Raw genomic sequence first — 24,923 nt, 5'->3', positions numbered from 1 at the left:
CCGATCGGGTCGGGCCTCGGCCGTCCCGCGGCCATCGCCACCGCGTACTCGGCCCGGATCTTCACCACGACCTGATGAACACATATGCGCTGAGGGTCTGTCAGTTCTAGTCTGGGCAGATGATCACACGTCGCCTCCTCGCCCTCGCCGCGACTCCCGTCATCGCCGCCCTGCTGCTCGGCGCCTCCCAGGGCGGCGGCGGCACCCCCGGCGCGCCCACCGCCGGGGACCCGTACTTCCCGCAGTCCGGGGACGGCGGCTACCACGTCGTCCACTACGGGCTCAGCCTGGGCTACACCCCCGCCACCAAGCAGCTCGCCGCGACCGCGGTGCTGACCTCGACGGCCACCCAGGACCTCAGCTCCTTCGACCTGGACCTCTCCGGACTGACCGTCAGCAAGGTTGTGGTGGACGGCGTCAGGGCGCAGTTCAGCCGCAGCGGCGTGAAGCTCCAGATCACCCCGGCGCACCCGCTGCCCGACGGGTCGTACTTCAGCACCACGGTCACCTACGCCGGGGTGCCCGCGGACGTCACCGACCCGGACGGCTCGGCCGACGGCTGGATCACCGCGGCCGACGGCTCCTCCTTCGTCGCCGGGGAGCCGCAGGGGGCGATGACCTGGTTCCCCAGCAACAGCCACCCGCTCGACAAGTCGACCTACGACATCGCCGTCGCCGTCCCCAACGGCTGGACCGCGGTCTCCAACGGACGCCTCGTCAGCCAGCGCACCGAGGGCGCCAAAACGGTGTTCTCCTGGCACGAGAGCCGGCCGATGGCCGCCTACCTGGCCACCGCCAGCGTCGGGAAGTTCCAGGTCAGCCAGTCCTGGACGGCCACCGGGATCCCGGTCTACAGCGCCGTCGACCCGCGCGAGGCCAAGGCCGCCGCGCCGGTGCTGGACCAGCTGCCGGCCGTCATCTCCTGGGAGAGCAAGCTCTTCGGTCGCTACCCCTTCGACTCGGCCGGGGCCATCGTCGAGCACGCGCACAACGTCGGCTACGCGCTGGAGACGCAGACCCGGCCGATCTACGACCGGGCGCCGGACATCGACACCCTGGTCCACGAGACCGCGCACCAGTGGTTCGGCGACTCGGTCACCCTGGACAGCTGGAAGGACATCTGGCTGAACGAGGGCTTCGCCACCTACACCGAATGGCTCTGGGACGCCCAGCACGGCGGCCCCAGCACCGCCAAGCGGCTCGCCGCCGACTACGCGCTCCCGGCCAGCGACGACCTCTGGTCGTTCCCGGCCGGCAACCCCGGCAGCGGCGCCAACATCTTCGGCACCCCGCCCTACGAGCGCGGCGCGATGGTGCTGGAGAAGCTCCGCGAGACCGTCGGCGACCCCGCGTTCTTCGCCATCCTGAAGACCTGGGCCACCGACCACCGCTACGGTCACGGCGACACCGCGCAGTTCATCGGCCTCAGCAAGAAGCTGGCCGGCAAGAAGGGCGGCGCCCTGGACTCGCTGTTCGCGACCTGGCTGTATGGCAAGGGCAAGCCCGCACAGCTGTGAGTTCTAGGGGAGTGCACATGAGCGATCTGGTCGACCTGCTGCGGGAAGGGCTGCCGGAGGCGGCCGTCGTCACCGATCCCGACGTCACCGCCGCCTACCGCAGGGACATGGCGGGGTTCTGCGAGAGCGGGGTGCCGGCCGTGCTGGTGTTCCCGGACACGGTCGAGCAGGTGCGGCACGTGCTGCGCTGCGCCACCGCGCTGCGGGTCCCGGTGGTGCCGCAGGGGGCGCGGACCGGGCTCTCCGGGGCGGCCAACGCCGTGGACGGGTGCATCCTGCTGTCGCTGGTGCGGATGAACCGGATCCTGGAGATCGACCCGGTGAACCGGATCGCCGTGGTCGAGCCGGGGGTGGTCAACGCCGAGCTGTCCCGGGCGGCGGGGGCGCACGGCCTCAGCTACCCGCCGGACCCGTCCAGCTGGGAGAGCTGCACCATCGGCGGCAACATCGGCACCGCCTCCGGCGGCCTGTGCTGCGTCAAGTACGGCACCACCAGCGAGTACGTGCTCGGCCTAGACGTGGTGCTGGCGGACGGCGAGCTGCTGCGGACCGGGCGGCGCACCGCCAAGGGCGTCGCCGGCTACGACCTCACCCGGCTGCTGGTCGGCTCCGAGGGCACCCTCGGCGTGGTGGTCGGGGCGACCCTGGCGCTGCGGCCCACCCCGCCGCCGCAGCTGGCGCTGGCGGCCGAGTTCCCCAGCACCGACGCCGCCTGCGCGGCGGTCTGCGCGGTGATGGAGGCCGGGTTCACCCCCTCGCTGATGGAGCTGATGGACACGGTGTCGGTCCAGGCCGTCAACGCCATGGCGCAGATGGGCCTGCCCGACTCCACCGCGGCGCTGCTGCTGATCGCCTTCGACAGCCTGGACCCGGTCGCCGACCTGGCCGCGGCCGGCGAGATCTGCACCGCGCACGGGGCCACCGAGGTGGTGCCGGCCGCCGACAGCGCCGAGTCCGAGCTGCTGCTCCAGGCCCGGCGGCTGTCGCTGACCGCGATGGACCAGCTCGGCACCACCATGGTCGACGACGTGGCGGTACCCCGCTCCGCGCTGGCGGCGATGATCGCCGGGGTGGCCGAGATCGCCGAGCGCTTCGACCTCACCATCGGCGTGGTCGCCCACGCCGGGGACGGCAACACCCACCCGGTGGTGGTCTTCGACGCCGACGACCCGGACGAGAGCGCCCGGGCCCGGGAGTCCTTCGACGCGATCATGTCGCTGGGCCTGGAACTCGGCGGCACCATCACCGGGGAGCACGGGGTGGGGCTGCTCAAGCGGGAGTGGCTGGCCCGCGAGCTGGGCCCGGTGGGCCTGGAGCTGCAGCGCAGGGTGAAGGCGGCCTTCGACCCGCTGGGCCTGCTCAACCCCGGCAAGGTGTTCTAGGGCTCTGGAGGTCAGGTCAGGTCTGGACGGTCGGCGGGTGGCCGTTCCAGGTGATGTAGAAGACCGAGTCGGTGCCGCCCTGTTCGAAGTCCACCCGGAGCCAGGTCGGCTCGGACCAGCTGTGCACCGACCAGCCGGGGTCCGGCGTCGCGGTGATCAGATGGGCCGAGGTCGCGCCCATCGCCACCACGATCAGGCCGCCGGGCCGGACGAAACTGGTGACCTGCTCGCTGGCCGACGCGCTCGCCGAAGGGGTGTGCGAGGGGGCCTGTGATCCATGCGGACGGCCGCTGTCGTGCGGCGCCGAGGGGGTGGCGGTCGGTGTGGGCGTGGCGGAGGGGGTCTGCGCCGCGCTGCCGATCGAGGTCGGCGGCGGGGGCGGCGGCGGGGTGGTCGGCACGGTCACCGCCAGCACCAGCGCCCGCGGCTGCTTGGCCGAGGAGTCGCCGAGCACCCGGTGCACACCGAACCAGGACACGGACACCGCCGCCGCGGTCGCCGCTGCCCACGCTCCCGTCCGGATCAGTCCTCTGCGCACGCGCACCAGTATGTATGACTTGTACTCCCAGAAGATCATCCCAATGGGCTACCTTCAGTGTTCATGGCAACAGTCCTGGTGGTCGAGGACGACCCCTTCGTACGATCGGCCCTGATCCGGCACCTCTCCGGCACCGGGCACGCGGTCCGCAGCGTCGGCACCGCACTGGAAGCGCTGCGCGAGGTCGCGCAGGTCGGCTGCGACGTGGTGATCCTCGACCTCGGACTGCCCGACCTGGACGGCAGCGAGGCCCTGAAGATGATCCGCGGCCTCACCGACGTCCCGGTGATCATCTCCACTGCCCGGGACGACGAGGCCGAGATCATCCGGCTGCTCAACGCCGGAGCCGACGACTACCTGGTCAAGCCCTTCTCCGGGGAGCACCTCAGCGCCCGGATGGCCGCCGTGCTGCGCCGCTCCACCGCCGCGCCCGGCACCGGGCAGCACCTCCAGGTGGGCGGGATCCGGATCGACCTGCAGCGCCGCCAGGTCGTCCTGGACGGCACCGAGCTGGACCTCACCCGGCGCGAGTTCGACCTGCTGGCGTTCCTGGCCGCCCGCCCCGGCGTGGTGGTCTCCCGGCGCGAGCTGCTGGCCGAGGTCTGGCGGCAGCCCTACGGCACCGACCAGACCATCGACGTGCACCTGTCCTGGCTGCGCCGCAAGCTCGGCGAGACCGCGTCCAAGCCGCGCTACCTGCACACCGTGCGCGGGGTCGGGGTACGCCTCGACCCGCCGGCGACGGGGATTCCCGCGGGGGAGCCCGCGCCGTGAGATGGGCCCTGGTGAAGGTCTCGGTCGCGGTCACCACCATGGTCGCGCTGGCCTTTCTGATCCCGCTCGGCCTGATGGTCAGGGAGACCGCCCGCGACCGCGCCTTCACCGTCGCCGAACGCCAGGCCGGGGAGCTCGGTCCGGCCCTGGCCATCACCACCGACCGGGAGTCGCTGCAGCGGGCCCTCGCCAGCACCCAGTCCTGGGCCGCCGGGCAGATCGCGGTGCACGTCCCGGTGAACGGCGGCCCGCAGCTGACCACCCTCGGCCGGACCCGGGCCACCGACACCGAGATCCGCACCGTCGAGGCGGACGGGGCCGCCGCCAGCACCACCGTCCGCGGCGGCTACGCCTACCTCTCCCCGGTCGCGGTCGGCAGCGGCGGGATCGCCGTGGTCGAGGTCTTCATCCCGGACGCCGCGCTCAGCCAGGGCGTGCTCTCGGCCTGGCTGGTGCTGACCGGGGTCGCCGTGGTGCTGGTGCTGATCTCGGTGCTGGTCGCCGACCGGCTCGGCACCAGGATCGTCGGCTCGGCCCGCCGGCTCGCCGCCGGGGCGCGCGCCCTCGGCTCCGGCGACCTCGCGGTACGGGTCCCGCAGGCCGACGACTCGCCGCCGGAGCTGCGCGAGGCCGCCGTCGCCTTCAACGCCATGGCCGACCGGGTGGCCCAGCTGGTCGCGGCCGAGCGCGAACTCGCCGCCGACCTGTCGCACCGGCTGCGGACCCCGCTCACCGTGCTCCGGCTCAACGCCGCCTCGCTCGGCACCGGCGACGCCGCCGACCAGACCAGGCACGCCGTGGACCAGCTGGAACGCGAGGTCGACCGGATCATCAGCACCGCCCGCAGCCGCGGCACCGCGGTCGCCCTGGGCACGGACGGCGACACCGTGCCGGAGCCGCTCTCCTGCGACGCGGCCGAGGTGATCCGGGACCGGGTCGGGTTCTGGTCCGCGCTGGCCGAGGACGAGGGCCGGGACTGGCAGCTGGCCGGGGCCGAGGACCCGGTCCCGGTGGCGGTGCCCACCGCCGACCTCGGCGCCGCACTGGACTCGCTGCTCGGCAATGTCTTCCGGCACACCCCCGAGGGCACCGCCTTCGCGGTGGACGTGCACCGCGAGCCCGACGCCGTCTACATCCTGGTCTCGGACGCCGGGCCCGGCATCGCCGACACCGACGCCGCGCTGCGCCGGGGCCACGGGCACGGCGGCGCCGGCTCCACCGGGCTCGGCCTCGACATCGCCCGCCGGCTCGCCGAGTCCACCGGCGGGAGCGTCACCGTCGGCTGGTCGGTGCTGGGCGGCACCGAGGTCCGGATCATGCTGCGGACGACGAGCCCGGACCTCGGGTCGGTGTCAGCGGCGGCGGAGCCGCCGGACCAGGCGGGGCATTCCCGCAGGCGCGGGGCCGGTCGGATCCGGGTCAGGGTGGTCCGCTGACGCTGTTCGGACCACTGCTCGGATCACCGCTCGGGTCACTGCTCGGACACCGGTGCGGGCGTTGCTCCGAAAAGGTGAATCGGACCGGGGCCGACCCCCGTGGAACCGGGCCGGAGGCCTGTCCGTCCCAAGTTGGGGCAGGGGGGTGGGCAGAGGGTCGGGGTGCGGGCGTGACAATCTGGTACGCCGGTGATCGGCCGGTCACAGACCGGCCGGACGGCCGGCGGCGGATCCGTCAGGGTTGCGCAGGGTTGGCAATGAGGAGTGCTGCGTGACGAGTCTCGGGTGGAACGCCGAGGATGCTGCGGGGAAGGGCACGGAATCCAGGGCCTCCGGCTCGCGGGTGGTCACGGCCTTCGGCGACCTCCGGCGGCTGCTGCGGGAGGCGCCGCGCCGTCCTACCTTGACCGCGTTCTGGGTGGGCCTGGGCTCGCTGCTGGTCTACCTGCTGGCCCGGCACCTGATCGGGATGTCCATGGTGGACATGCTGGTCTACCGCGCCGAGGGCTCGGCCGTCGCCCACCACGGCGACCTCTACGGGGTGCAGGTCACCCAGTGGCAGCTCTACGCCACGTACCCGCCGTTCGCCGCGATGATGTTCACCCCCACCGCCTGGCTGCCGGTCGGCCTGCTCCGGGTGCTGGTCTCCGGCGGCAACCTGGTGCTGCTCGGCACCCTCGCCTACCTCGGCGCCAAGCTCGCGGGCTGGCCGCGCCGGAGCATGCGCCCCGCGCTGGTGTTCCTCGCGGTCGGACTCGGCGTCTGGCTCGAACCGGTGTTCACCACCCTGCGCTACGGGCAGATCAATCTCTTCATCGACTGCCTGGTGCTGTACGACCTGACCCGCCCGGACAGCCGGCGCGGCAAGGGCATCGCGATCGGGCTGGCCACCGCGATCAAGCTGACCCCCGGCCTGTTCATCGTGTACCTGCTGCTCAGCGGACGGATCAGGACCGCCTTCACCGCCGGCGCCACCTGCCTGGCCAGCATGCTGCTGGGCGCGCTGGCGATGCCCGACGCCTCCCGGTCCTTCTGGACCTCGTACGTGTTCGACACCAGCCGGGTCGGCAAGGAGTACATCGTCGACAACCAGTCGCTGCGCGCCCTGGTCGAGCGGCTGCTGCACACCCCCCACCCGGGCGCGGTCGCGCTGCTGCTCACCGGGACGGTCGCGGTCGCCGGTCTCGGCATCGCGATCGGCATCCACCGCCACGCGGCCGGCTTCCCCCGGGCCCGGGCCTGGTCGGTGCTGTGCGTGGCGATCACCGGGGTGCTGGTCTCCCCGATCAGCTGGACCCACCACTGGGTCTGGTGCGTCCCCATGCTGGTGCTGCTCGCCGCCGAGGCGGCGCAGGAGCGGGCCAGGGCCCGGGTCCCCGGAGGCCGGAAGGCCCGCCGCCCGTGGCGGGCGGTGTTCCTGGCCACCGGCACGGCCTTCTGCTCGTACGCGATGTGGCTGGTCCCGCACCACGGCCTGGGCAATCTGCGGATCCCCTACCTGCTGCAGCCCTTCGCGGCGATCTACCCGCTGGTCGGTCTCGCCTTCCTGGGGCTGGCGGCGGAGCGGCTGCGGCGGCACCTCAAGCGGCAGCGGCGGCGGCTCGAACGCCGGCGGCTGGAGCAGCAGCACCTCGAACGTCAGCATCTCGACCGGGAGCTGACCTCAGTGGCCGGCCAGGAGCGCGGCCAGCGCCCCGTCCACGTCCAGGCCCGCGTCCTCCCGCCCCGGCGGGACCCGGCGGAGGGAGCGCTCCAGCCAGCCGGCGACGGTGCCGGCCGGGGCCTCCAGCAGGGCGTCCCCGGCCGGTGAGCTGAGGGCCAGGCAGATCACGTTCCGCCCGTGCAGCCGGGTCGGCCAGATCCGCACATCCCCCTGGCCGCAGGCCCTGAACACCCCCTCCACCAGCAGCTCCCGGGCGAACACCCAGGTCACCGGGGTGTCCTGGCCCAGGTGGAAGGTGATGTGCACCGCGTACGGGTCGTCGACGCGGTAGCTGAGCCGGGCCGGGACCGGGACGCTGCGCTCGGGGGAGAGGATCAGACTGACCCTCAGCTCCTGGCAGATCTCGTCCTCGTTGTCCGCGATGCCGGCCCGGTCGGCGCGGTCAGCCTGGTCGGCGAGGTCGGCCCGGTCGGAGTTGTGGTCGGGGTCGCTGGGGTGCGTGGGGTTCATGGTGTGCCCTCTCTCGGCCGTTCCCGCGGTCAGCTGTGCTGGTCACAGGAGAAGAGCGGCCGGGGCCCGGACTCTTACAGCACTTCTGCGTGAGTTCCGTGGGACTTCGGGCAAGTTGCGGGACAAGTCGCCCGCGGAGGGTAACCCTCGTACTACGCTTTGTCACTGCCCGACGACATGGCGTGCGCAAGGCCGCCCGGCACCGCAGACGAAGCAGGTCTCTCTCTATGACGGCTGTCCCACCCGCTGACGGCCCCGTGGCCGGCTACTACCCCGACCCCTCGATCCCGGGATACGTCCGCTACTGGGACGGGCTGGGCTGGACGCCGGGGACGAGCCGGCCCGCGCCCGCCGACGGCGACGAGCTGCCGACCCCGCGGGCCGCGGCGCGGAGCAGTGCGCCGTCGCTGCGCTTCGTTCCGCCGCCGGTGCCGCAGCGGCTGCTGCCGCCGATCGACGCGGAGCCGGAGCAGACCGGACCGATCTTCCTGGACGAGACCGGACCGCTGCCGGAGTCGCGGGCCGACCGGTACCAGCCCGCGCTGGTGGCCCCAGCGGTGGAAGCGGGCGCCGAGCCGGTGGCGGACAGCGGCAGCCGCTGGCTGGCGGACGCCGCGCAGCAGCGGGGGCTGCTGGAGACCGGCCTGGCCCCGCGCTGGGTGTCCTGGGGTGCGAGCGCCCCGGTGGAGCGCGAGGAACTCCGCGTCTCCCGCCCCCGCGACCCGGCCTCGGCCCCGGCGGGCCTGGCCTCGACGGACCCGGCCCCGGCGGACCCGCAGGCCGAGGCCCGAGCCCAGGCCCAGGCTCTGGCCCAGGCGGAAGCTCTGGCTCTGGCCCAGGCGGATGCCCAGGCCCAGTCGCGAGCCGAAGCCGAGGCGCAAGCTGAAACCTTGGCCGCAGCCGAGGCGCAGGCGGACGCGGAAGCGCTGGCGCTGGCGTCCCACCAGGCCCAGCAGTGGCAGACCGCCCCGACCCCTCCGCCCCCCGCCGAGGCGTCGCCGACCCCCGCACCCGCGGCCACGCCGCCCCCACCTCCGGACGGTTTCCCGCGCCCGCGCCCGCGGCCACAGCCCCGCCGCGCCCGCGCCCGGCACCCGCGCCCGCAGCGGCCCGCAGCACGTCCAACGCCGGGATCAAGACCGGGGTCAAATCCGCCCCCGCGCCCGCCCCCGGGCGCCGCGTGGTGGGGCCCAGGCCGGCCCTGTTGGGACGGCGCCTCGCCGCGCGGCTGTTCGACATGGCCGTGGTCGGCGGCGCGGTCGCCGCCGCCGGCGCGCCGGTGATCGCGCGGGGCGTGACGCACCTTCAGGACCGGATCGACGCCGCCCGGCTGCTGCCGGGACAGACCAAGGTCTGGCTGCTCGACCAGCAGACCCTGGCCGACCTCGGCCTGCTGCTGCTCGGCCTGCTGGTGGCGGGTCTGCTCTACGAGGCGGTGCCGACCGCGCTCTGGGGGCGCACCCTCGGCAAGGCGCTGTTCGGGCTGCGCGTCCTCGACCGCCGGTCCAAGAGCAAGCCCGGCTTCGGCGGCTCGCTGGCCCGCTGGCTGTCGTACCAGCTGATGCTGGTGCTGCTGGTGGGCGTGTTCGACCTGCTGTGGTGCATGGTGGACCGGCCCTGGCGGCAGTGCTGGCACGACAAGATCGGACGGACCTTCGTCACGCCCTCGCGTCCGGCCGCCGCACCGGGGGAGTGATTCACCCGTTTGGCATCAAAAGGGGTGTTGGACCATCATCTGATGCCTTATCAGATGATTCACTCCCCTTATGACGACACCCGAGCCGCCCGAGGGAAACCCGTACGTCGACCCGCCGGCCGCCGGCAACGATCCCTACGCCGGCGGCAACCCCTACGGCGCGGCTCCGCCCTACGGGAGCCCCCAGCCCTACCCCGCGGCCCAGCCGTACCCCGCGGGTCAGCCGTACGGCGGCCCGCAGTCGGCTCCGGAGATGCCGCCGCTGGGCGGCCTGGGCGAGCGGCTGGTGGCCAGGATCATCGACTGGGTGCTCATGCTGGTCATCGGCAGCGCGATCGCGACCGCCGTCGTCTACGGCAGCGGCATCGACGACGTCTACATCGTGGCGCTGGCGCTGCTGCTCTCCAATGTGCTGGGCTTTGTCTACGAGGCTCTGATGCTGACCAGGTCGGGGGGCCAGACCATCGGCAAGAAGGCGATGCGGCTGCGGGTCGCGGCGCTGGCCGACGGCTCCGTCCCGGTCGGTGCGCCGGCCTGGATCCGGGCGGCGGTCTACTGGCTGCCGGGGGCGCTCACCAGCCTCTGCCTGCCGCTGCTGTTCTCGCTGCTGAACGACCTGTGGTGCACCTGGGACAAGCCGTACCACCAGTGCCTGCACGACAAGGCGGCCAGGACCGTGGTGGTCAAGGCCGACTGAGCCCCGCTCAGGGAGCCCTCGGCGAACGCCAAGGAGGGGTCGGACCCGGCGCACACCGGGTCCGACCCCTCCGAGCGCGAGCGTCGGCAGCTACCTGCGGGCGTTCTCCCGGGCCGGGACGGACTCCCTGGACAGGTGGTTGTCGGGTGACGGGTTGCCGGCGGCGACGAGGCGGCTGCGGGACGGGGCCGGGTCGCGGCGGGCCGGGGCGGTGATCGCCAGCGCGGCGGCGATCGTGCCCAGGGTCAGCCCGAGGATCACCAGCAGCGATATGGCCAGCAGGCTGTGGGCTCCGAAGAGGGCGAGCAGGGCGACCGTGGCGCAGACTACCGCGAGGGTGCCATAGCAGATCTGGGCGGGGGTCAGACGTGGCATGGCTGTTCCGTCCTTGGCTTCTGGGGCGAGCGGGCCGGGGGGTCGGTTCCGCTGGGGGCCTGTCGTTGCTTCCGGTGGTGCGTTCGGATACAGCGTGCTGGCATCTGCAGGCGCTGTCAGCCGTGTCTTACCCGCCCCCAAGGCAGGTGACCCCAGCCTAACCTTCGTCGGCGGGGCACGGGGGGCGCACGGGCTCATCCTCCGGGGGGAAGGTTTCTCTGGCACATGCCACAAGGGCGCTGAAAGCGCCCCGTGCGCCCCCTGGACACCAAGGGTCCTTCTGTGCACCCCAGTTGCCGGATCCCATGGCCGGATTCGCGGCGCGGATTCAGCTGCCGAGCACGACCGGCGTACCGGTGAGGGTCACCCCTGCGCCCTGGAGCTGCTTGAGCGCCGCCTCGGTCGATTCCTTGCCCACGCCGGCCGTGAGGTCGAGCAGGACCCGGGTGGTGAAGCCCTCGCTGGCGGCGTCCAGCGCGGTGGCCCGGACGCAGTGGTCGGTGGCGATGCCGACCACGTCCACCTCGGTGACCCCGCGCTCGTGCAGCCAGGCCGCCAGCGTGACGCCGTTCTCGTCCGCCCCCTCGAAGCCGCTGTAGGCGGCGGAGTAGGCGCCCTTGTCGAACACCGCTTCGATCGCCCCTGAGGTGACGGTGGGGGCGAAGTTGGGGTGGAAGCCGACGCCCTCGGTGCCCGCGACGCAGTGCACCGGCCAGCTGGTGGCGAAGTCGGGGGTGTCCGAGAAGTGGCTGCCGGGGTCGACGTGGCAGTCCCGGGTGGCCACCACATGGGCGTAGCCGGCGGTGGACTCGGCCACCAGGTCGGTGATCGACGCGGCCACCTCCGACCCTCCGGCCACGGAGAGGCTGCCGCCCTCGCAGAAGTCGTTCTGCACGTCGACGACGATCAGTGCGCGGTGCATGACTCTCCTTGGAGCGGCTGCCTACGGGGGTGGCGCGAAGGGGGTGGCGCAAATGTGGTGCGGGCCGTTGGAACGAGAGTAGGGAGCCGCGCGGGTTCCCGCGAGAGGGAAGCGTTCCCGGTTGTGTCCCGGGTGTGTTCCGGCGCGGTCCCGGCTGCGGTCCCCCTGTCGCCGCCGGGCAGGCTACGCGGTGGTGTACTCGGTCGGGATGACCGGGTCGCCCTTGGACAACTGGGTCGCCGACATCGGCAGTTGCTCGCGCGAGCGGAGGTGCCGGTCGCGCGCCGCGGCCAGTGACTCGCGGCCCACCACCTCGCCGCCCCGCACCAGCGGAATCTGCAGCTGCCGGTCCGCCAGCTCCGGCGGGACCGGTCCGGTACCGACCACCTCGGCCTCGGCGACGCCCTCGGCGTCCAGCCGCCGGGCGCCCCACTTGCGTCCGCCCCGGCTGGACTTCGCCCCGGCGGAACGCTTCGCCACCGGGATCAGCGGGGCGGCCGGGTCGTCCGAGGAGGCCCGGGCGACCAGCTTGTAGACCATCGCGCAGGTGGGCTGCCCGCTGCCGGTGACCAGCGAGGTGCCGACCCCGTAGCCGTCCACCGGCGCGGTGCCGAGGGCGGCGATGGCGTACTCGTCCAGGTCGCTGGTGACGGTGATCCTGGTCTTCTTCGCGCCCAGGTCGTCCAGCTGCCGGCGGACCCGGTGGGCCAGCATCAGCAGGTCGCCCGAGTCGATCCGGACCGCGCCCAGGTCCGGCCCGGCCACGTCGATCGCGGTGCGGACCGCCTCGGCCAGGTCGTAGGTGTCGACCAGCAGGGTGGTGCCCCGTCCCATCGACTCGACCTGCGCGGTGAACGCGTCCCGCTCGCTGTCGTGCAGCAGGGTGAAGGCGTGCGCGCTGGTGCCCCGGGTGGGGATGCCGTACTGGAATCCGGCCTGCAGGTCCGAGGTGGCGGCGAAGCCGGCCACGTAGGCGGCGCGGGCGGCGGCGACGGCCGCCTGCTCGTGCGCCCTGCGTGCGCCCATCTCGATCAGCGGACGGGTGCCGGCCGCGGCGGACATCCGCGAGGCGGCGGCGGCGATCGCCGAGTCGTAGTTGAGGATCGACAGGATCGCCGTCTCCAGGATCACGGCCTCGGCGAAGCTGCCCTCGACCACCATCACCGGCGAGCCGGGGAAGTAGCACTCGCCCTCGCCGTAGCCGCGGATGTCGCCGCTGAAGCGGTAGTCGGCCAGCCAGGCCAGCGTCGACTCGTCGACGACCTGCTGGTCGGAGAGCCAGTCCAGCTGCGGGGTGGTGAACCGGAACGCCTCGACGGCGTCCAGCACCCGGCCGGTCCCGGCGGTGACGCCGTAGCGGCGGCCCTCGGGCAGGCGGCGGGTGAAGACCTCGAACACGGAGCGGCGGTGGGCGGCTCCGCTGCGCAGCGCGGCCTGGAGCATGGTGAGCTCGTAGCGGTCGGTGAGCAGCGCGGTGGAGGCGGCGGCCGGTACAGCGGCCGTACGCGCAGGTGCGGGCTTGAGAGCGGCGTCCATGGAGATGATGCTACTGCAGATCTCGTCACTTTGACGATTTCTCGGGAGGGCGGGTCCGGTGTCGGCCCCGGATCGCTTTGGAATCACACGGATGGCAGCATGGGAGGGGCGCGGAAGCCAGTGCCGAAGCCGCGGACGAACCCGAACAGGAGCCATATCGTGAGCGTTGCGCCGGTCGAGATCGAGCGCACCGAGTGGGACACCTCCGGACTGGAGCAGACGTCCCCCGACACCCCCTGGGTGACCATCGTCCACAACGACCCGGTCAACCTGATGAGCTACGTCGAGTACGTCTTCCAGTCCTACTTCGGCTATCCCAAGGAGAAGGCGAAGAAGCTGATGATGGACGTGCACCACAAGGGCCGCGCCTCCGTCTCCACCGGCAGCCGCGAGGAGATGGAGCGGGACGTCCAGGCCATGCACGGCTACGGCCTGTGGGCGACACTCCAGCACGACAAATGACGTACCCTCAGCACTTCCTGCTTCTGACTTCTGACTGACTGACTCCTGACTTGCGAAAGGCGCCACGGACCTCCTCATGGCCGGACTGTTCAAACCCGCCCGCCACGGTGGCGCCGCCCTCACCCTCGACCCGGTCGAGGCCTCCATCCTGCGCAGCCTTGCGGTCCAGATGCTGGAGCTCCTCGGCCCCGAGGACGAACCGGACGCCGACGAGGACCCGCTGGCCCGGCTGTTCGCCGAGGGCCCGAGCAAGGCGCCGGACGACCCGGCCCTGGCGCGGCTGTTCCCCGACGCCTACGGCGAGGGCGAGGAGGCCGAGGAGCACTCGGCCGAGTTCCGCCGCTTCACCGAGAACGACCTGCGCAGCCGCAAGCGCGGCGACGCGCTGGCCCTGATCCGCGGCATCGACGGGGCCGACACCGACCGCAAGGGCCGGCCCGAGCTGAAGCTCGACCCGGAGGGCTGCGGGCACTGGCTGGGCGCGCTCAACGACCTGCGGCTCACCCTCGGCACCAGGCTGGACGTCAGCGACGACCCGGACGAGGCCGAGAGCCTCTACCGGCTGCCGGACCAGGACCCGCGCAAGCCGCTGGTGATGGCCTACCTCTGGCTGGGCGAACTGCAGGAGACCCTGATCCGGGCCATCACCCGCTGACGGCCGCGGTCGACGGCGGCCAGCCGCGGCTGAGGCCGCGGGGCGGGTGCGGGGCAGGTGCTCATATCCTGGCGCCATGCTGACCATCACCCGAGCCCTGCACGACGCGATCGTCGAGCACGCCCGCGCCGACCACCCCGACGAGGCCTGCGGCGTGGTCGCCGGACCCGCCGGCACCGGCCGCCCCGAGCGCTTCATCCCGATGCTGAACGCCGCCAGGTCGCCCACCTTCTACGAGTTCGACTCGGGTGACCTGCTGAAGCTCTACCGCGCGATGGACGACCGGGACGAGGAGCCGGTGATCGTCTACCACTCGCACACCGCGACCGAGGCGTACCCGTCCCGCACCGATGTCTCCTACGCCTCCGAGCCGGGGGCGCACTATGTGCTGGTCTCGACGGCGGACAGCGGGAACCAGGAGGGTCCGTTCCAGTTCCGTTCGTTCCGCATTGTGGACGGTGAGATCACAGAGGAAGACGTCGAGGTCGTCGAAAACTACGCCTGAGGGCGGTCGATCGCGCTCGGGAGACGGAACCGACGGCCCTCCAGGGGTGTCGCCGGGGTCTGTCGTATCGACATGTGATATCGGACCATCCGCAGGATGAGACCCCCATCCCTTTCCGGGGTGGGGAATCTATACGATGAGCCCATGCGTTCCCTCGATGTGAGCACTCCCGCCCCAGGCATCCGCCTCGTGGCGCGGCTGCACGTCGACCTGTGCCGCCTCGCCAGCGCGATCTGTCGCCCCAGCTGAGCCCAGCGCACCCCTCCGCGTACCCGAACGCCCGACCCGCCGGCCCCGCTCCTCCTGCTCGGAGCGGGAACCGACAAACCCCCGCCTTCCCCCACCACTCCACAGGAGCGCCGCCATGGCCATCGAGGTCCGCATCCCGACCATCCTCCGTACCTACACCGACGGCGCCAAGGACATCGAAGGCAGCGGCGACACCCTGGGTGCACTCTTCGAGGACCTGGACGCCCGCCACCCCGGCATCCGCGCCCGCCTGGTCGACGCCGGCGAGCTGCGCCGCTTCGTCAACGTCTACCTCAACGACGAGGACGTCCGCTTCCTCGACGGCATCAACACCGCCCTCGGCGACAACGACAAGGTCACCATCCTCCCCGCCGTCGCCGGCGGATCCGTCGGAACCGTCTGATGCGTTACGACACCTCCCTCGACGCCGTCGGCAACACCCCCCTGGTCGGACTGCCGCGCCTGTCGGCCAGCATCCCCGGCAACGAGGAGGGTGTCGTACGCCTCTGGGCCAAGCTGGAGGACCGCAACCCCACCGGCTCGATCAAGGACCGCCCCGCGCTCCACATGATCGAACTCGCCGAGGCGGACGGCCGGCTCACCCCCGGCTGCACCGTGCTCGAACCCACCAGCGGCAACACCGGCATCTCGCTGGCCATGGCAGCCAAGCTCAAGGGCTACCGGATGGTCTGCGTCATGCCCGAGAACACCAGCGAGGAACGCCGCGAGCTGCTCCGGATGTGGGGCGCCGAGGTCATCCCCTCCCCGGCCGCCGGCGGCTCCAACACCGCCGTCCGGGTCGCCAAGGAACTCGCCGCCGAGCACCCCGACTGGGTGATGCTCTACCAGTACGGCAACCCCGGCAACGCCGGCGCGCACTACGCCACCACCGGCCCCGAGATCCTCGCCGACCTGCCCGGCATCACCCACTTCGTGGCCGGCCTCGGCACCACCGGAACGCTCATGGGCGTCGGCCGCTACCTGCGGGAGAAGGTCCCGGGGGTCACCATCGTGGCCGCCGAGCCCCGCTACGACGACCTGGTCTACGGGCTGCGCAACCTCGACGAGGGCTTCGTCCCCGAGCTGTACGACGCCTCGGTGCTCACCACCCGCTTCTCGGTCGGCTCCTCCGACGCCGTCCGCGGCACCCGCGACCTGCTCCAGCAGGAGGGCATCTTCGCGGGCGTCTCCACCGGCGCCGTGCTGCACGCCGCGCTCGGCATCGGCCGCAAGGCGGTCAAGGCCGGGGAGAGCGCGGACATCGCCTTCGTGGTCGCCGACGGCGGCTGGAAGTACCTCTCCACCGGCATCTACACCGCCGCCACCACCGAGGAAGCCGTCGAGCTGCTCCAGGGCCAGCTCTGGGCCTGACGGCTTGGTCCCACACATAGCGGCCCCCACCCTTGTGACTCGGGTGGGGGCCGATTATTTATCTGTTTCCTGATCCGAAACTGTCACAGAACGACGACAGAGAACGATCAACGGTCAGGTTCCTCGTTGGGCCGGAAAAGGTTGCTCTTGCCGCCAGTGAGCGCAGACCCAAGCCGGAGGAGGAACCACGATGAGTCCCCGCAACGGAGAGCTCTGGTCCTACACCGAGATCGCCGCCCATATCGGCGTCAAACCGGCGACGGTGAAGTCCTACCGACGCCACGGCATGCTGCCTGAGCCCGATGTCACCACGGTCCTCGGCCAGCCCCGCTGGTACGCCGCCACGATCCGGGCCTGGAGCGCCCGCCGCCCGCACAGCCGCGACCGGTGAGGAGCCCCTGCCGGGGGCGTACCGGGGAGCGCGAGCTCTCCTGGTGCGCCCCTTTCTCACTCCTGCTCGGCGGCCGTCCCGGTGATCGTCTTCTCGGCGGCGGCGGCGGCGGCGGCCGGGTCCGGGTCGGGCTCCGGGTCGGCGAGGGCGCGCAGGGCCGCGTCCCTGGCCTCGACCAGCGCCGACTCGTACGCCTCCAGAGTCACCCTGGCCTCGCCGGTCATCCGCTCCAGCTCGGGATCCACCTGGTTGTCGGCCTCGACCCGGGCCAGCAGGTCGCGCAGCTCCTCGCTGTCGGCCTCCAGCCGCTCCATCTCGGCCAGCTCGGCCAGCATCGCGTCCAGCCGCACCACCTTGGCGGCGTACCGCTCCAGCCGCTGCACCCGCTCGTCGATGCCGCGGAGGGCGATCGCCAGCACCGCCCAGCGCTTGGCGACCACCTCCGCCGGCCCGGCCCCCAGCGGCTCGGCGGGCAGCCGCTCGGCCAGGGCGCTGTAGCGGCGCAGGTTCTCGGCGACGTTCCAGACCTGCTCCGGCAGCGACAGCGCGTTGCGGCGCCGGTCCAGCAGGTCGTTCCGGTGCGCCTTGGACCGCAGCACGGTGTCGGCCGCCGCCTGGGCCCTGGCGATCAGCGGCCGCGCCTCCGGCCTGAGCTGCCCCGGCAGCACGTAGTGGCCCTCGGCCTCGGTCAGCGTCCGCTGCCGCCGGCCCTCGCCGAGCCGGGGACGGCGGTCCCAGACGTACCCCGCGGTGAAGGAGACCAGGAAGCAGCCGCAGATCATCGCCGCCGCCGCACCCGCCACCACGAAGAACCAGTGCCCGAACATGCTCTCCGCGACGACGGTGCAGCCGAAGACGACCACCAGGCTGCCCAGCACCGCCCCGGCCAGCGACCCCAGCCAGCCCTCCTCCATGCCGCGCCTGGTCGGCAGCCCCTGCGCCTCCCTGGCCCGTACCAGCTGCCGGGCCGGCGCCGGCAGACCCGGGTCGAACACCACCCGGGGCCTGACCCGGCGGGCGGAGGACTGCAGCCCGTGCCGGTGCGGCTGACGGGAGGAGTGCGGTGGATGCGCAGAACCCGAGGAACTCGCAGAACTCGCAGAACTCATGGACCGGCCTTCCTGCGGAGGCGCCGCCCCGGTGGGGGAGGCGCGCTACGACGGTTCCGACGGCTCCAACAGCTGCAGCGGCCCGGCTTCCTGCTGACTGATCATCAAGCTGTCCGCTGCCAGGTGGCCTACGTCCCACCTCTACTCACCATAGGCGGCTACCGGTCGCACCGACAGGGCTTCTCCGGTCCGCCGGAACCGCCCGCGCATGCGCCGTGCGAACACCAGCGCAGGCATTTCACCCGTTCGGGCGGGCAAGTCCACGGACCGGGTGACACTTCCCGGTGACTTCGACCACAACCGGCCCCGCGGACAGCAGCGAAGGCTTAACACCGCCTTACTCTCGACTCTCAAAGACGAAACCGGCGGAGGACGCGGGATGGAACTGACCGTAGTGGGCAGCTCGGGGAGCTTCCCGTCAGCCGACTCGTCCTGCTCCTGCTACCTGGTCGAGGCCGAGGGCTTTCGGCTGGTGATCGACCTCGGCAACGGCGCACTCGGCGCGCTGCAGCGCTACTGCGGGCTCTACCAGGTCGACGCGATCCTGCTCAGCCATCTGCACGCCGACCACTGCATCGACATGTGCGCCTACTACGTCGCCAGGAACTACCGGGTCGGCGGCTGCCCCGACCCGCTCGCCGTCTACGGCCCGCACGGCACTCCCGAGCGGCTGGCCCGCGCCTACGACATGGACGAGCACCCCGGCATGAAGGAGGTCTTCGACTTCCGGACGCTGCGCGACAGCACCTTCGCGGTCGGCCCGTTCAGCGTCACCGCGGTCCGGGTCGCCCATCCGGTCGAGGCCTACGCCTTCCGGGTGGAGCAGGGCGGCAGCGCCTTCGTCTACAGCGGCGACACCGGCCCCTGCGAGGAGCTGGTCGAGCTGGCCCGCGGCGCGGACCTGCTGCTGAGCGAGGCCGCCTTCACCGACGGCAAGGAGGACATCCCCGACCTGCACCTCAACGGCCGCGAGGCCGGCGAGCACGCGGCCAGGGCCGGCGTCGGACGCCTCGTCCTCACCCACATCCCGCCCTGGACCGACCCCGAGCGCAACCGCGCGGACGCGGTGGCGGCGTACGGCGGCGCGGTGGAACTGGCGCGGCCGGGGGACGTCTACTCGTTCTGACGTCCCCCGGCCGGGGGTGTTGCCTGGCGTTCGGTGCTACTTGACGTTGTCGGCCTCGGCCGCCTCGGCGATCTCGTCGTCCTCGCGACCGGGGGTCTTGAGGTTGAACTTGATGATCACGAAGCGGAAGACCGTGTAGTAGATCACCGCGAACACCAGGCCGATCGGGATGATCAGCCAGGGTTTGGTGGCCAGACTCCAGTTGATGCCGTAGTCGATCAGGCCCGCCGAGAAGCTGAAGCCGTCATGGACGCCCAAGCCCCAGGTCACCGCCATGGACACACCGGTGAGGACGGCGTGGATGCCGTAGAGGACCGGGGCGATGTAGAGGAACGAGTACTCGATCGGCTCGGTCACACCGGTCACGAACGAGGTGAGCGCGACCGAGATCATCAGGCCCATCACCTCCTTGCGGCGGTGCGGCTTGGCACAGTGCGCGATGGCGATCGCGGCGGCGGGCAGCGCGAACATCATGATCGGGAAGAAGCCCGAGGTGAACTGACCAGCCGTCGGGTCACCCGCCAGGAAGCGGTTGATGTCACCGTGCACCACGGTGCCGTCCGGCTTGGTGAAGTCGCCGAACTGGAACCAGAAGAAGACGTTCAGGAACTGGTGCAGACCGACCACCAGCAGCGCGCGGTTGGCGATACCGAAGATGCCCGAACCATAGGCGCCCATCCCGGTGATGCCGCTGGCGAAGCTGTCCAGGCCGCGGCCGATCGGCGGCCAGATCCAGACGCAGAGCACGGCGAAGACCAGGGCCACACCGGCCATCACGATCGGCACGAGGCGGCGGCCGTTGAAGAAGCCGAGCCAGTCCACCAGCTTCACCCGGTGGTAGCGCTGCCAGAAGAAGGCAGTCAGCAGGCCGATCATGATGCCGCCGAAGACGCCCGGGTTCTGCACGGTCGCCGGGACGATGGCGGTGAAGGGGCCGGCCTTGGGCCCGGTGACGCAGACTCCGTTGCTGAGCACGGCGGGGGCGGTGCACTTCGCGAAGGTCTTCAGGATGTTGAAGTAGACGAGGAAACCGGCCACGGCCGCGAGCGCGGTGGAGCCGTCCGCCTTCTTGGCCATGCCGATGGAGACACCCACCGCGAACAGCATCGGCAGACCGAGCGAACCGTCCAGGAGCGCTCCGCCCGCGCCGCCGAACAGCTTCACCAGGTTCTCCGGGAAGCCCCAGCTGGTGTGGATGTCCTCCTGGCCCAGGCGGTTCAGGATGCCTGCGGCCGGAAGGACCGCGATGGGGAGCTGGAGGCTGCGCCCCATCTTCTGCAGTCCGCCGACCAGGCCTTGCCACCAAGGCGCCTGGGGGGCGACGGCATTCGCCGAAGTCATGCGTTCTCCTCGTCGGGCTCGCTGTGCGTGCGTGCTTGCTTGTTGGGCTGGCTGGGCTTGTGCTGCTTGCGGGCTGACCGGGGTCGCCCCCGACGCCGGTTTGGTCCATCCCGAGGATTGGTGTAGACCAGTTGTGCGCGAGCTCGCCCGAAAACAGGACCGGAGTCCCTGATGGTCATCCTGGGTGTGCGGAGTGATCTTCGCGCGCGAAGTTGGGCCAACCGTGAGTTACGGTGTGAATGCGGACCAAAAGGGCATTCCGTGCCGGAGCTCGCCCCACGGGCCGACGCATACGGCGAGTAGGGCCGAGAACAGGAGAAAGACTCATGGCCACGAAGGCTGAGAAGATCGTCGCGGGGCTCGGTGGCATCGAGAACATCGAAGAGGTCGAGGGCTGCATCACCCGGCTGCGCACCGAGGTGAAGGACCCCTCCCTGATCGACGAGGCGGCGCTCAAGGCCGCGGGCGCCCACGGCGTCGTCAAGATGGGCACGGCGATCCAGGTCGTGATCGGCACCGACGCCGACCCGATCGCCGCCGACATCGAAGACATGATGGAGTAACGCGCCGTCACCAGCGCGCCGTCACCAGGACCGCCCTCGCGAGGGGCAGCGTCGACGGCCCGCGCCGTCCGGACGACCGCACGACCGGTCGCCCGGGGCGCGGGCCGTCGGCATGTCCGGGGCCCTGAGTGGTGGCGCGGACAGCGGCGTGTGCGGCGGCGTGTGCGGGGGGACCCGTTCGGCGGATAGGGTCGGAAGCATGACACGCAACGACGGCCGCAGCCTCGACCAGCTCCGCCCCATCACCATCGAACGGGGCTGGAGCAAGCACGCCGAGGGGTCGGTACTTGTCTCGTTCGGAGACACCAAAGTGCTCTGCACCGCCAGCGTCACCGAAGGCGTACCGCGCTGGCGCCGCGGCAGCGGCGAGGGGTGGGTCACCGGCGAGTACTCGATGCTGCCGCGTGCCACCAACACCAGGAACGACCGCGAATCCGTCCGCGGCAAGATCGGCGGACGCACCCACGAGATCAGCCGGCTGATCGGCCGCTCGCTGCGCGGCGTCGTCGACACCAGGGCACTCGCCGAGAACACCATCGCCATCGACTGCGACGTCCTCCAGGCCGACGGCGGCACCCGAACGGCCGCGATCACCGGCGCGTATGTCGCCCTGGTCGACGCGGTCCGCTGGGCCCAGGCCAAGAAGATCACCCGGGCCAAGGGCGACCCCATCGTCGGCTCCGTCAGCGCGGTCAGCGTCGGCATCGTGGGTGGAGTGCCGATGACCGACCTCTGCTACGAGGAGGACGTCCGCGCCGAGACCGACATGAACATCGTCTGCACCGGCGACGGCAAGTTCGTCGAGGTCCAGGGCACCGCCGAGGGCGCGCCCTTCGACCGCGACCTGCTGAACCAGCTGCTCGATCTGGGACAGCTGGCCTGCGCCGAGCTGGACGAGATCCAGCGCAAGGTCCTGGAGGGGTGACCGGGGTGACCGAGAAGCGACTGATCCTGGCCACCCGGAACGCCGGCAAGGTCGGCGAACTGCGGGCGATCCTCGGCGAGGCCGGGCTGGGCGTCGAACTGGTTGGCGCGGACGCGTACCCGGAGATCCCGGACGTGGCCGAGACGGGGATCACCTTCGCGGAGAACGCGCTGCTCAAGGCACATGCGCTGGCCCAGGCCACCGGGTTCCCCGCCGTCGCGGACGACTCCGGGCTCTGCGTGGACGTGCTGAACGGCGCGCCGGGCATCTTCTCCGCACGGTGGGCCGGCACCCATGGCGACGACGCGGCCAACCTGGCCCTGCTGCTTGCCCAGATCGGCGACATCGCTGCGCCGAACCGGGGTGCGCACTTCGCCTGCGCCGCGGCGTTGGCGCTGCCGGACGGGACGGAGCGGGTGGTCACCGGGCAGCTGCGGGGGAGCCTTCGGTATGAGCCGGTCGGCAGCAACGGCTTCGGCTACGACCCGATTCTGCAGCCGGACGGCTACGAGATCACCTGCGCGGAGCTGACGCCCGACCAGAAGAACGCCATCAGCCACCGCGGGCAGGCCTTCCGCGGCCTGGTTCCGGCGGTCCGCGAGCTACTCGCCTGACGGCGCCGGAGACGAACGACGGCCGCCCCGAATGATTCGGGGCGGCGCATTTCTTGTGCGCTCGGTGGGATTCGAACCCACAACCACGGCCACCTAAAGACCGCCCCTCTCACCAGTTGGGGTACGAGCGCTGCGTTTCGATCTTATCCCCTCAGCTGGGCCGACTGCCAGGATCATTTGTGGCCGCCCGTTGGCGGGGCACTCGTCCTTGGTTTCGCACGCAGTAGGTGTCCGTGGTGGCGTGGCAGTTCGGGCATAGCAGGCGGAGGTTTCCAGCCCTGTTGTCCGACCAGTCCCCGTTGATGTGATCGACTTCAAGGGTCATCGGCCGACTGCGCCAGACCGGCCCCTGGCCGCACTCCGCGCAGGTGTCCGGGAGGCCTGACTCGAGGAGTGCCCGCCGGAGTCGCCAACCCGCCACCCGGGTTGCCCCGTAAGGGCGTTGGGTGAGGAGCTCATCTGGCCCCTTCCTGTTGCTCGCCCGCTTGCCACGGCCGCTGATGTGTCGGCTCCAGGCCGAGCAGCAGAAGCACCTCGTCAGGCGCAGAGGCTCGGGTCGCGAGGTCGGCGAGCACCTCGCGGCTGTACGTGACGTTGGACATGGATCCCCCCGGGTCGACGTCTTCTGCCTGGGGAACGGCGGTGGTCGGTGGGGGTTACGCCATCTGAGGTGTGGTGTGGGTCACAGGGGTGGGATGGCATGGTGTGGTTGAGACCAATAGGACTAGGCCACTTTGTAGCCCAAGCGCCCTGAGCTGGCCATCTTGTGAACCTTAAGGAAACTTAAGTGACGTAGTGCCAAATGGGGTCTTGACGGGTGGGGTTGGTCCAGGCCAATTTATGCATCAACAAGCGGTGGTTACCGGGGAGTCGTGTGGGGGCCCCGGATCAGCCTGCCGTAGCGGTTCCGCAGGTTTCAGTGACGGATGTTGTTGTTGCGGGAGGCGAAAGATGCAGAGCAGGCCCACACACAGCGGGGCGAGACGCGCACTGGTCGGAGCGTGTTGCGGCGCCCTCCTCGGAGCCGGAGCGCTCCTGGCCACCGGCGGCTCGGCCCAGGCGAGTACGACCCAGCTCCTCGCCAACCCGGGGTTCGAGACCGGCACCCTGAGCGGCTGGAGCTGCTCCACCACCGACACGGTGGTGTCCGCCCCGGTCTCCTCCGGTTCCCACGCGCTGTCCGGGACGCCGGCCGGCTCCGACTTCGCGCAGTGCGCGCAGACCGTGTCCGTCCTGCCCAACTCGACGTACACGCTGACCGGGAAGGTCGAGGGCAGCTACGTCTACCTCGGCGCCACCGGCACCGGGGTGACGGCGAGCAACTGGACTCCCAGCGCCACCACCTGGCAGACGCTGTCGACCAGCTTCACCACCGGTGCGAGCACCACCTCCGTGCAGGTCTACATCCACGGGTGGTACGGCCAGCCGACCTTCACCGCGGACGATCTGTCGCTGGTCGGCCCGGCCGGCGGCGGGGCCACCTCCAGCCCGACCCCGAGCACCAGCCCGAGTTCCAGCCCCAGCACCAGCCCGAGCCCGAGCACCTCGCCCAGCACCAGCGCCAGCCCGACCACCAGCCCGACCCCCACCGCCACGGCGACCCCGCCGCCCGCGGACACCGGGTTCCGGCACCCGGTCTACATGATGCCGCTGGACAACTCGCCGCAGTCGATCTCCGACATCGTCGCCAACTCCGGTGAGAACCAGTTCCTCTTCGCCTTCGTGCTGGACTCCGGCGGCTGCACCCCCGCCTGGGGCGGCAACGCCTCGACCACTGTCGCGGCGGACACCGCCGTACTGGCGGACGTGAACGCGGCCCGCGCGGCCGGCGGCGACGTCTCGGTCTCCTTCGGCGGCTACAACGGCACCGAGTTGGGGACGACCTGCGGCAGCTCCTCCGCGCTGGCGGCGGCGTACCAGAAGGTGATCGACAAGTACAAGCTCACCCGGATCGACCTGGACTGGGAGAACGGCAGCCTGGACGCCAACATGGCGGTCCGCTGGGGTGCCATCAAGCAGCTCGAGGCCGCCAACCCGAGCCTGAAGGTCACCATCACCATCCCGATGACCACGGTCGGTCTGCCCGACACCGGGCGGGACGAGATCCAGCAGGCGATCAACAACGGCGCCAGGATCGACCGGGTGAACATCATGGACTTCGACTTCGGCCTGACCGCCGGGACGGAGACCACCGCCGCCGAGGGCGTCGCCAACGCCGTGGTCGCGCAGCTGGAGAAGCTCTACGGCTGGGACGCGACGACCGCCTGGGCGCACCTGAGCGTGCAGCTGATGAACGGTCACACCGACCAGGGCAGTGAGCTGTTCACCCAGTCCACCTTCAACGACCTGCTGGCCTTTGTGAAGGCGAACCACGCGGCGGCCTTCTCCTACTGGGCCGTGAACCGGGACCGTGCCTGCGACCCGAGCGTGGTCCACAACTGGGCCGACGGGACGTGCAGCAGCGTCACGCAGAACCCCTACGACTTTACGAAGATCATCACCCAGTTCAACGGCTAGGCAGTACCCAGCCGGCCCCGAGGTTCTGGGCTCCACCCCCACTGTCCAC

28 protein-coding genes, 1 tRNA gene and 1 pseudogene are annotated in these 24,923 nt (G+C 71.4%); 20 read left to right on the top strand and 10 right to left on the bottom strand.

Going from position 1 to position 24,923, the window contains the following annotated elements:
* Nucleotides 1-119 precede the first annotated feature (119 nt).
* Together ACXKR8_RS18575 and ACXKR8_RS18570 are read left to right on the top strand one after the other, a co-directional pair.
* Nucleotides 120-1,517 carry a M1 family metallopeptidase gene (locus tag ACXKR8_RS18575; RefSeq protein ID WP_458274024.1) on the top strand — a complete coding sequence of 466 codons (1,398 nt, stop codon included), beginning with the start codon at nucleotides 120-122 and terminating at the stop codon, nucleotides 1,515-1,517.
* 17 nt (nucleotides 1,518-1,534) lie between these two features.
* Nucleotides 1,535-2,899, top strand: coding sequence for an FAD-binding oxidoreductase (locus ACXKR8_RS18570; RefSeq protein WP_458274023.1), 1,365 nt, complete (start codon nucleotides 1,535-1,537; stop codon nucleotides 2,897-2,899).
* A 16-nt stretch (nucleotides 2,900-2,915) separates the two neighbouring features.
* Here the strand turns inward: ACXKR8_RS18570 and ACXKR8_RS18565 are convergent, their stop codons facing one another.
* The gene (locus ACXKR8_RS18565; RefSeq protein ID WP_458274022.1) at nucleotides 2,916-3,437 is read right to left on the bottom strand and encodes a hypothetical protein; all 522 of its coding nucleotides are present in this window, start codon (nucleotides 3,435-3,437) and stop codon (nucleotides 2,916-2,918) included.
* Nucleotides 3,438-3,500: 63 nt separating this feature from the next.
* Here ACXKR8_RS18565 and ACXKR8_RS18560 point away from each other — a divergent pair, with 63 nt between their 5' ends.
* The 3 genes and pseudogenes from ACXKR8_RS18560 to ACXKR8_RS18550 form a co-directional block, all read left to right on the top strand.
* Complete coding sequence (locus ACXKR8_RS18560) at nucleotides 3,501-4,211, top strand: response regulator transcription factor (RefSeq protein WP_458274021.1); 711 nt, start codon at nucleotides 3,501-3,503, stop codon at nucleotides 4,209-4,211.
* Entirely contained in the window at nucleotides 4,208-5,647 is a 1,440-nt protein-coding gene (locus ACXKR8_RS18555) for a sensor histidine kinase (RefSeq protein WP_458274020.1), read from the top strand. Before ACXKR8_RS18560 ends, ACXKR8_RS18555 begins: the two co-directional genes overlap by 4 nt.
* A gap of 469 nt (nucleotides 5,648-6,116) precedes the next feature.
* Nucleotides 6,117-6,872, top strand: a pseudogene (locus ACXKR8_RS18550) (glycosyltransferase 87 family protein); the annotation flags it as partial.
* 438 nt (nucleotides 6,873-7,310) lie between these two features.
* Here the strand turns inward: ACXKR8_RS18550 and ACXKR8_RS18545 are convergent.
* Nucleotides 7,311-7,820 carry an SsgA family sporulation/cell division regulator gene (locus ACXKR8_RS18545; protein ID WP_458274019.1) on the bottom strand — a complete coding sequence of 170 codons (510 nt, stop codon included), beginning with the start codon at nucleotides 7,818-7,820 and terminating at the stop codon, nucleotides 7,311-7,313.
* 227 nt (nucleotides 7,821-8,047) lie between these two features.
* On the opposite strand from ACXKR8_RS18545, the gene ACXKR8_RS18540 reads away from it, so the two are divergent.
* The 3 genes from ACXKR8_RS18540 to ACXKR8_RS18530 all read left to right on the top strand — a co-directional run bounded on the left by ACXKR8_RS18540 (nucleotide 8,048) and on the right by ACXKR8_RS18530 (nucleotide 10,213).
* Complete coding sequence (locus tag ACXKR8_RS18540; RefSeq protein WP_462100584.1) at nucleotides 8,048-9,103, top strand: DUF2510 domain-containing protein; 1,056 nt, start codon at nucleotides 8,048-8,050, stop codon at nucleotides 9,101-9,103.
* Entirely contained in the window at nucleotides 9,058-9,516 is a 459-nt protein-coding gene (locus ACXKR8_RS18535) for an RDD family protein (RefSeq protein ID WP_462100583.1), read from the top strand. The genes ACXKR8_RS18540 and ACXKR8_RS18535 overlap by 46 nt, the downstream gene beginning before the upstream one ends.
* A 70-nt stretch (nucleotides 9,517-9,586) precedes the next feature.
* Entirely contained in the window at nucleotides 9,587-10,213 is a 627-nt protein-coding gene (locus ACXKR8_RS18530; RefSeq protein WP_458274017.1) for an RDD family protein, read from the top strand.
* Between the two features lie 90 nt (nucleotides 10,214-10,303).
* Here the strand turns inward: ACXKR8_RS18530 and ACXKR8_RS18525 are convergent, their stop codons facing one another.
* From ACXKR8_RS18525 to ACXKR8_RS18515, 3 genes are all read right to left on the bottom strand, one after another.
* Nucleotides 10,304-10,588, bottom strand: a complete 285-nt coding sequence (locus ACXKR8_RS18525) for a hypothetical protein (protein WP_458274016.1) — start codon at nucleotides 10,586-10,588, stop codon at nucleotides 10,304-10,306.
* A 328-nt stretch (nucleotides 10,589-10,916) separates the two neighbouring features.
* Nucleotides 10,917-11,510, bottom strand: coding sequence for a nicotinamidase (locus ACXKR8_RS18520; RefSeq protein WP_458274015.1), 594 nt, complete (start codon nucleotides 11,508-11,510; stop codon nucleotides 10,917-10,919).
* Nucleotides 11,511-11,693: 183 nt separating this feature from the next.
* Nucleotides 11,694-13,046 carry a nicotinate phosphoribosyltransferase gene (locus ACXKR8_RS18515; protein ID WP_458274014.1) on the bottom strand — a complete coding sequence of 451 codons (1,353 nt, stop codon included), beginning with the start codon at nucleotides 13,044-13,046 and terminating at the stop codon, nucleotides 11,694-11,696.
* A 99-nt stretch (nucleotides 13,047-13,145) separates the two neighbouring features.
* Here ACXKR8_RS18515 and clpS point away from each other — a divergent pair, with 99 nt between their 5' ends.
* The 7 genes from clpS (at nucleotide 13,146) to ACXKR8_RS18480 (ending at nucleotide 16,679) form a co-directional block, all read left to right on the top strand.
* Nucleotides 13,146-13,508 carry an ATP-dependent Clp protease adapter ClpS gene (gene clpS / locus ACXKR8_RS18510; RefSeq protein WP_458274013.1) on the top strand — a complete coding sequence of 121 codons (363 nt, stop codon included), beginning with the start codon at nucleotides 13,146-13,148 and terminating at the stop codon, nucleotides 13,506-13,508.
* A gap of 76 nt (nucleotides 13,509-13,584) precedes the next feature.
* Entirely contained in the window at nucleotides 13,585-14,163 is a 579-nt protein-coding gene (locus ACXKR8_RS18505) for a DUF2017 domain-containing protein (RefSeq protein WP_458274012.1), read from the top strand.
* A 76-nt stretch (nucleotides 14,164-14,239) separates the two neighbouring features.
* Nucleotides 14,240-14,668: a M67 family metallopeptidase gene (locus ACXKR8_RS18500; RefSeq protein WP_458274011.1), complete on the top strand. Its 429-nt coding sequence runs from the start codon at nucleotides 14,240-14,242 to the stop codon at nucleotides 14,666-14,668.
* A gap of 144 nt (nucleotides 14,669-14,812) precedes the next feature.
* Nucleotides 14,813-14,917, top strand: a complete 105-nt coding sequence (locus tag ACXKR8_RS18495) for a putative leader peptide (RefSeq protein WP_332262562.1) — start codon at nucleotides 14,813-14,815, stop codon at nucleotides 14,915-14,917.
* Nucleotides 14,918-15,032: 115 nt separating this feature from the next.
* A complete protein-coding gene (locus ACXKR8_RS18490; RefSeq protein WP_458274010.1) occupies nucleotides 15,033-15,320 on the top strand; it encodes a MoaD/ThiS family protein in 288 nt (95 codons plus the stop codon).
* Nucleotides 15,320-16,288: a PLP-dependent cysteine synthase family protein gene (locus ACXKR8_RS18485; protein ID WP_458274009.1), complete on the top strand. Its 969-nt coding sequence runs from the start codon at nucleotides 15,320-15,322 to the stop codon at nucleotides 16,286-16,288. The genes ACXKR8_RS18490 and ACXKR8_RS18485 overlap by 1 nt, the downstream gene beginning before the upstream one ends.
* Nucleotides 16,289-16,478: 190 nt before the next feature.
* Complete coding sequence (locus ACXKR8_RS18480) at nucleotides 16,479-16,679, top strand: MarR family transcriptional regulator (RefSeq protein WP_458274008.1); 201 nt, start codon at nucleotides 16,479-16,481, stop codon at nucleotides 16,677-16,679.
* A 56-nt stretch (nucleotides 16,680-16,735) separates the two neighbouring features.
* On the opposite strand, the gene ACXKR8_RS18475 is transcribed toward ACXKR8_RS18480, so the two are convergent.
* On the bottom strand, nucleotides 16,736-17,788 hold the full coding sequence (locus ACXKR8_RS18475; protein ID WP_458274007.1) for a hypothetical protein: 1,053 nt from the start codon (nucleotides 17,786-17,788) through the stop codon (nucleotides 16,736-16,738).
* A gap of 379 nt (nucleotides 17,789-18,167) precedes the next feature.
* Between ACXKR8_RS18475 and ACXKR8_RS18470 the strand changes: the two genes are divergently transcribed.
* On the top strand, nucleotides 18,168-18,914 hold the full coding sequence (locus ACXKR8_RS18470) for an MBL fold metallo-hydrolase (protein WP_458274006.1): 747 nt from the start codon (nucleotides 18,168-18,170) through the stop codon (nucleotides 18,912-18,914).
* Between the two features lie 36 nt (nucleotides 18,915-18,950).
* Here ACXKR8_RS18470 and ACXKR8_RS18465 read toward each other — a convergent pair whose 3' ends face one another.
* On the bottom strand, nucleotides 18,951-20,255 hold the full coding sequence (locus tag ACXKR8_RS18465; protein ID WP_458274005.1) for a PTS transporter subunit EIIC: 1,305 nt from the start codon (nucleotides 20,253-20,255) through the stop codon (nucleotides 18,951-18,953).
* 326 nt (nucleotides 20,256-20,581) lie between these two features.
* Between ACXKR8_RS18465 and ACXKR8_RS18460 the strand changes: the two genes are divergently transcribed.
* The 3 genes from ACXKR8_RS18460 (at nucleotide 20,582) to rdgB (ending at nucleotide 22,357) form a co-directional block, all read left to right on the top strand.
* Complete coding sequence (locus ACXKR8_RS18460; protein ID WP_458274004.1) at nucleotides 20,582-20,818, top strand: glucose PTS transporter subunit EIIB; 237 nt, start codon at nucleotides 20,582-20,584, stop codon at nucleotides 20,816-20,818.
* Nucleotides 20,819-21,017: 199 nt separating this feature from the next.
* Entirely contained in the window at nucleotides 21,018-21,743 is a 726-nt protein-coding gene (gene rph / locus ACXKR8_RS18455) for a ribonuclease PH (protein ID WP_458274003.1), read from the top strand.
* 5 nt (nucleotides 21,744-21,748) lie between these two features.
* On the top strand, nucleotides 21,749-22,357 hold the full coding sequence (gene rdgB, locus ACXKR8_RS18450) for an RdgB/HAM1 family non-canonical purine NTP pyrophosphatase (protein ID WP_458274002.1): 609 nt from the start codon (nucleotides 21,749-21,751) through the stop codon (nucleotides 22,355-22,357).
* A 56-nt stretch (nucleotides 22,358-22,413) separates the two neighbouring features.
* Here the strand turns inward: rdgB and ACXKR8_RS18445 are convergent.
* From ACXKR8_RS18445 to ACXKR8_RS18435, 3 genes are all read right to left on the bottom strand, one after another.
* Nucleotides 22,414-22,488: transfer RNA gene (locus ACXKR8_RS18445), tRNA-Leu, on the bottom strand.
* A gap of 20 nt (nucleotides 22,489-22,508) precedes the next feature.
* Nucleotides 22,509-22,778, bottom strand: coding sequence for an HNH endonuclease signature motif containing protein (locus ACXKR8_RS18440; protein WP_458274001.1), 270 nt, complete (start codon nucleotides 22,776-22,778; stop codon nucleotides 22,509-22,511).
* A gap of 34 nt (nucleotides 22,779-22,812) precedes the next feature.
* Nucleotides 22,813-22,959, bottom strand: a complete 147-nt coding sequence (locus tag ACXKR8_RS18435; protein ID WP_458274000.1) for a hypothetical protein — start codon at nucleotides 22,957-22,959, stop codon at nucleotides 22,813-22,815.
* Between the two features lie 349 nt (nucleotides 22,960-23,308).
* Here ACXKR8_RS18435 and ACXKR8_RS18430 point away from each other — a divergent pair, with 349 nt between their 5' ends.
* The gene (locus tag ACXKR8_RS18430; RefSeq protein WP_458273999.1) at nucleotides 23,309-24,874 is read left to right on the top strand and encodes a carbohydrate binding domain-containing protein; all 1,566 of its coding nucleotides are present in this window, start codon (nucleotides 23,309-23,311) and stop codon (nucleotides 24,872-24,874) included.
* Nucleotides 24,875-24,923: the final 49 nt, after the last annotated feature.

Source organism: Streptacidiphilus sp. PAMC 29251 (genome assembly GCF_054208735.2).
This window is presented reverse-complemented; position numbering and strand designations above follow the sequence as displayed.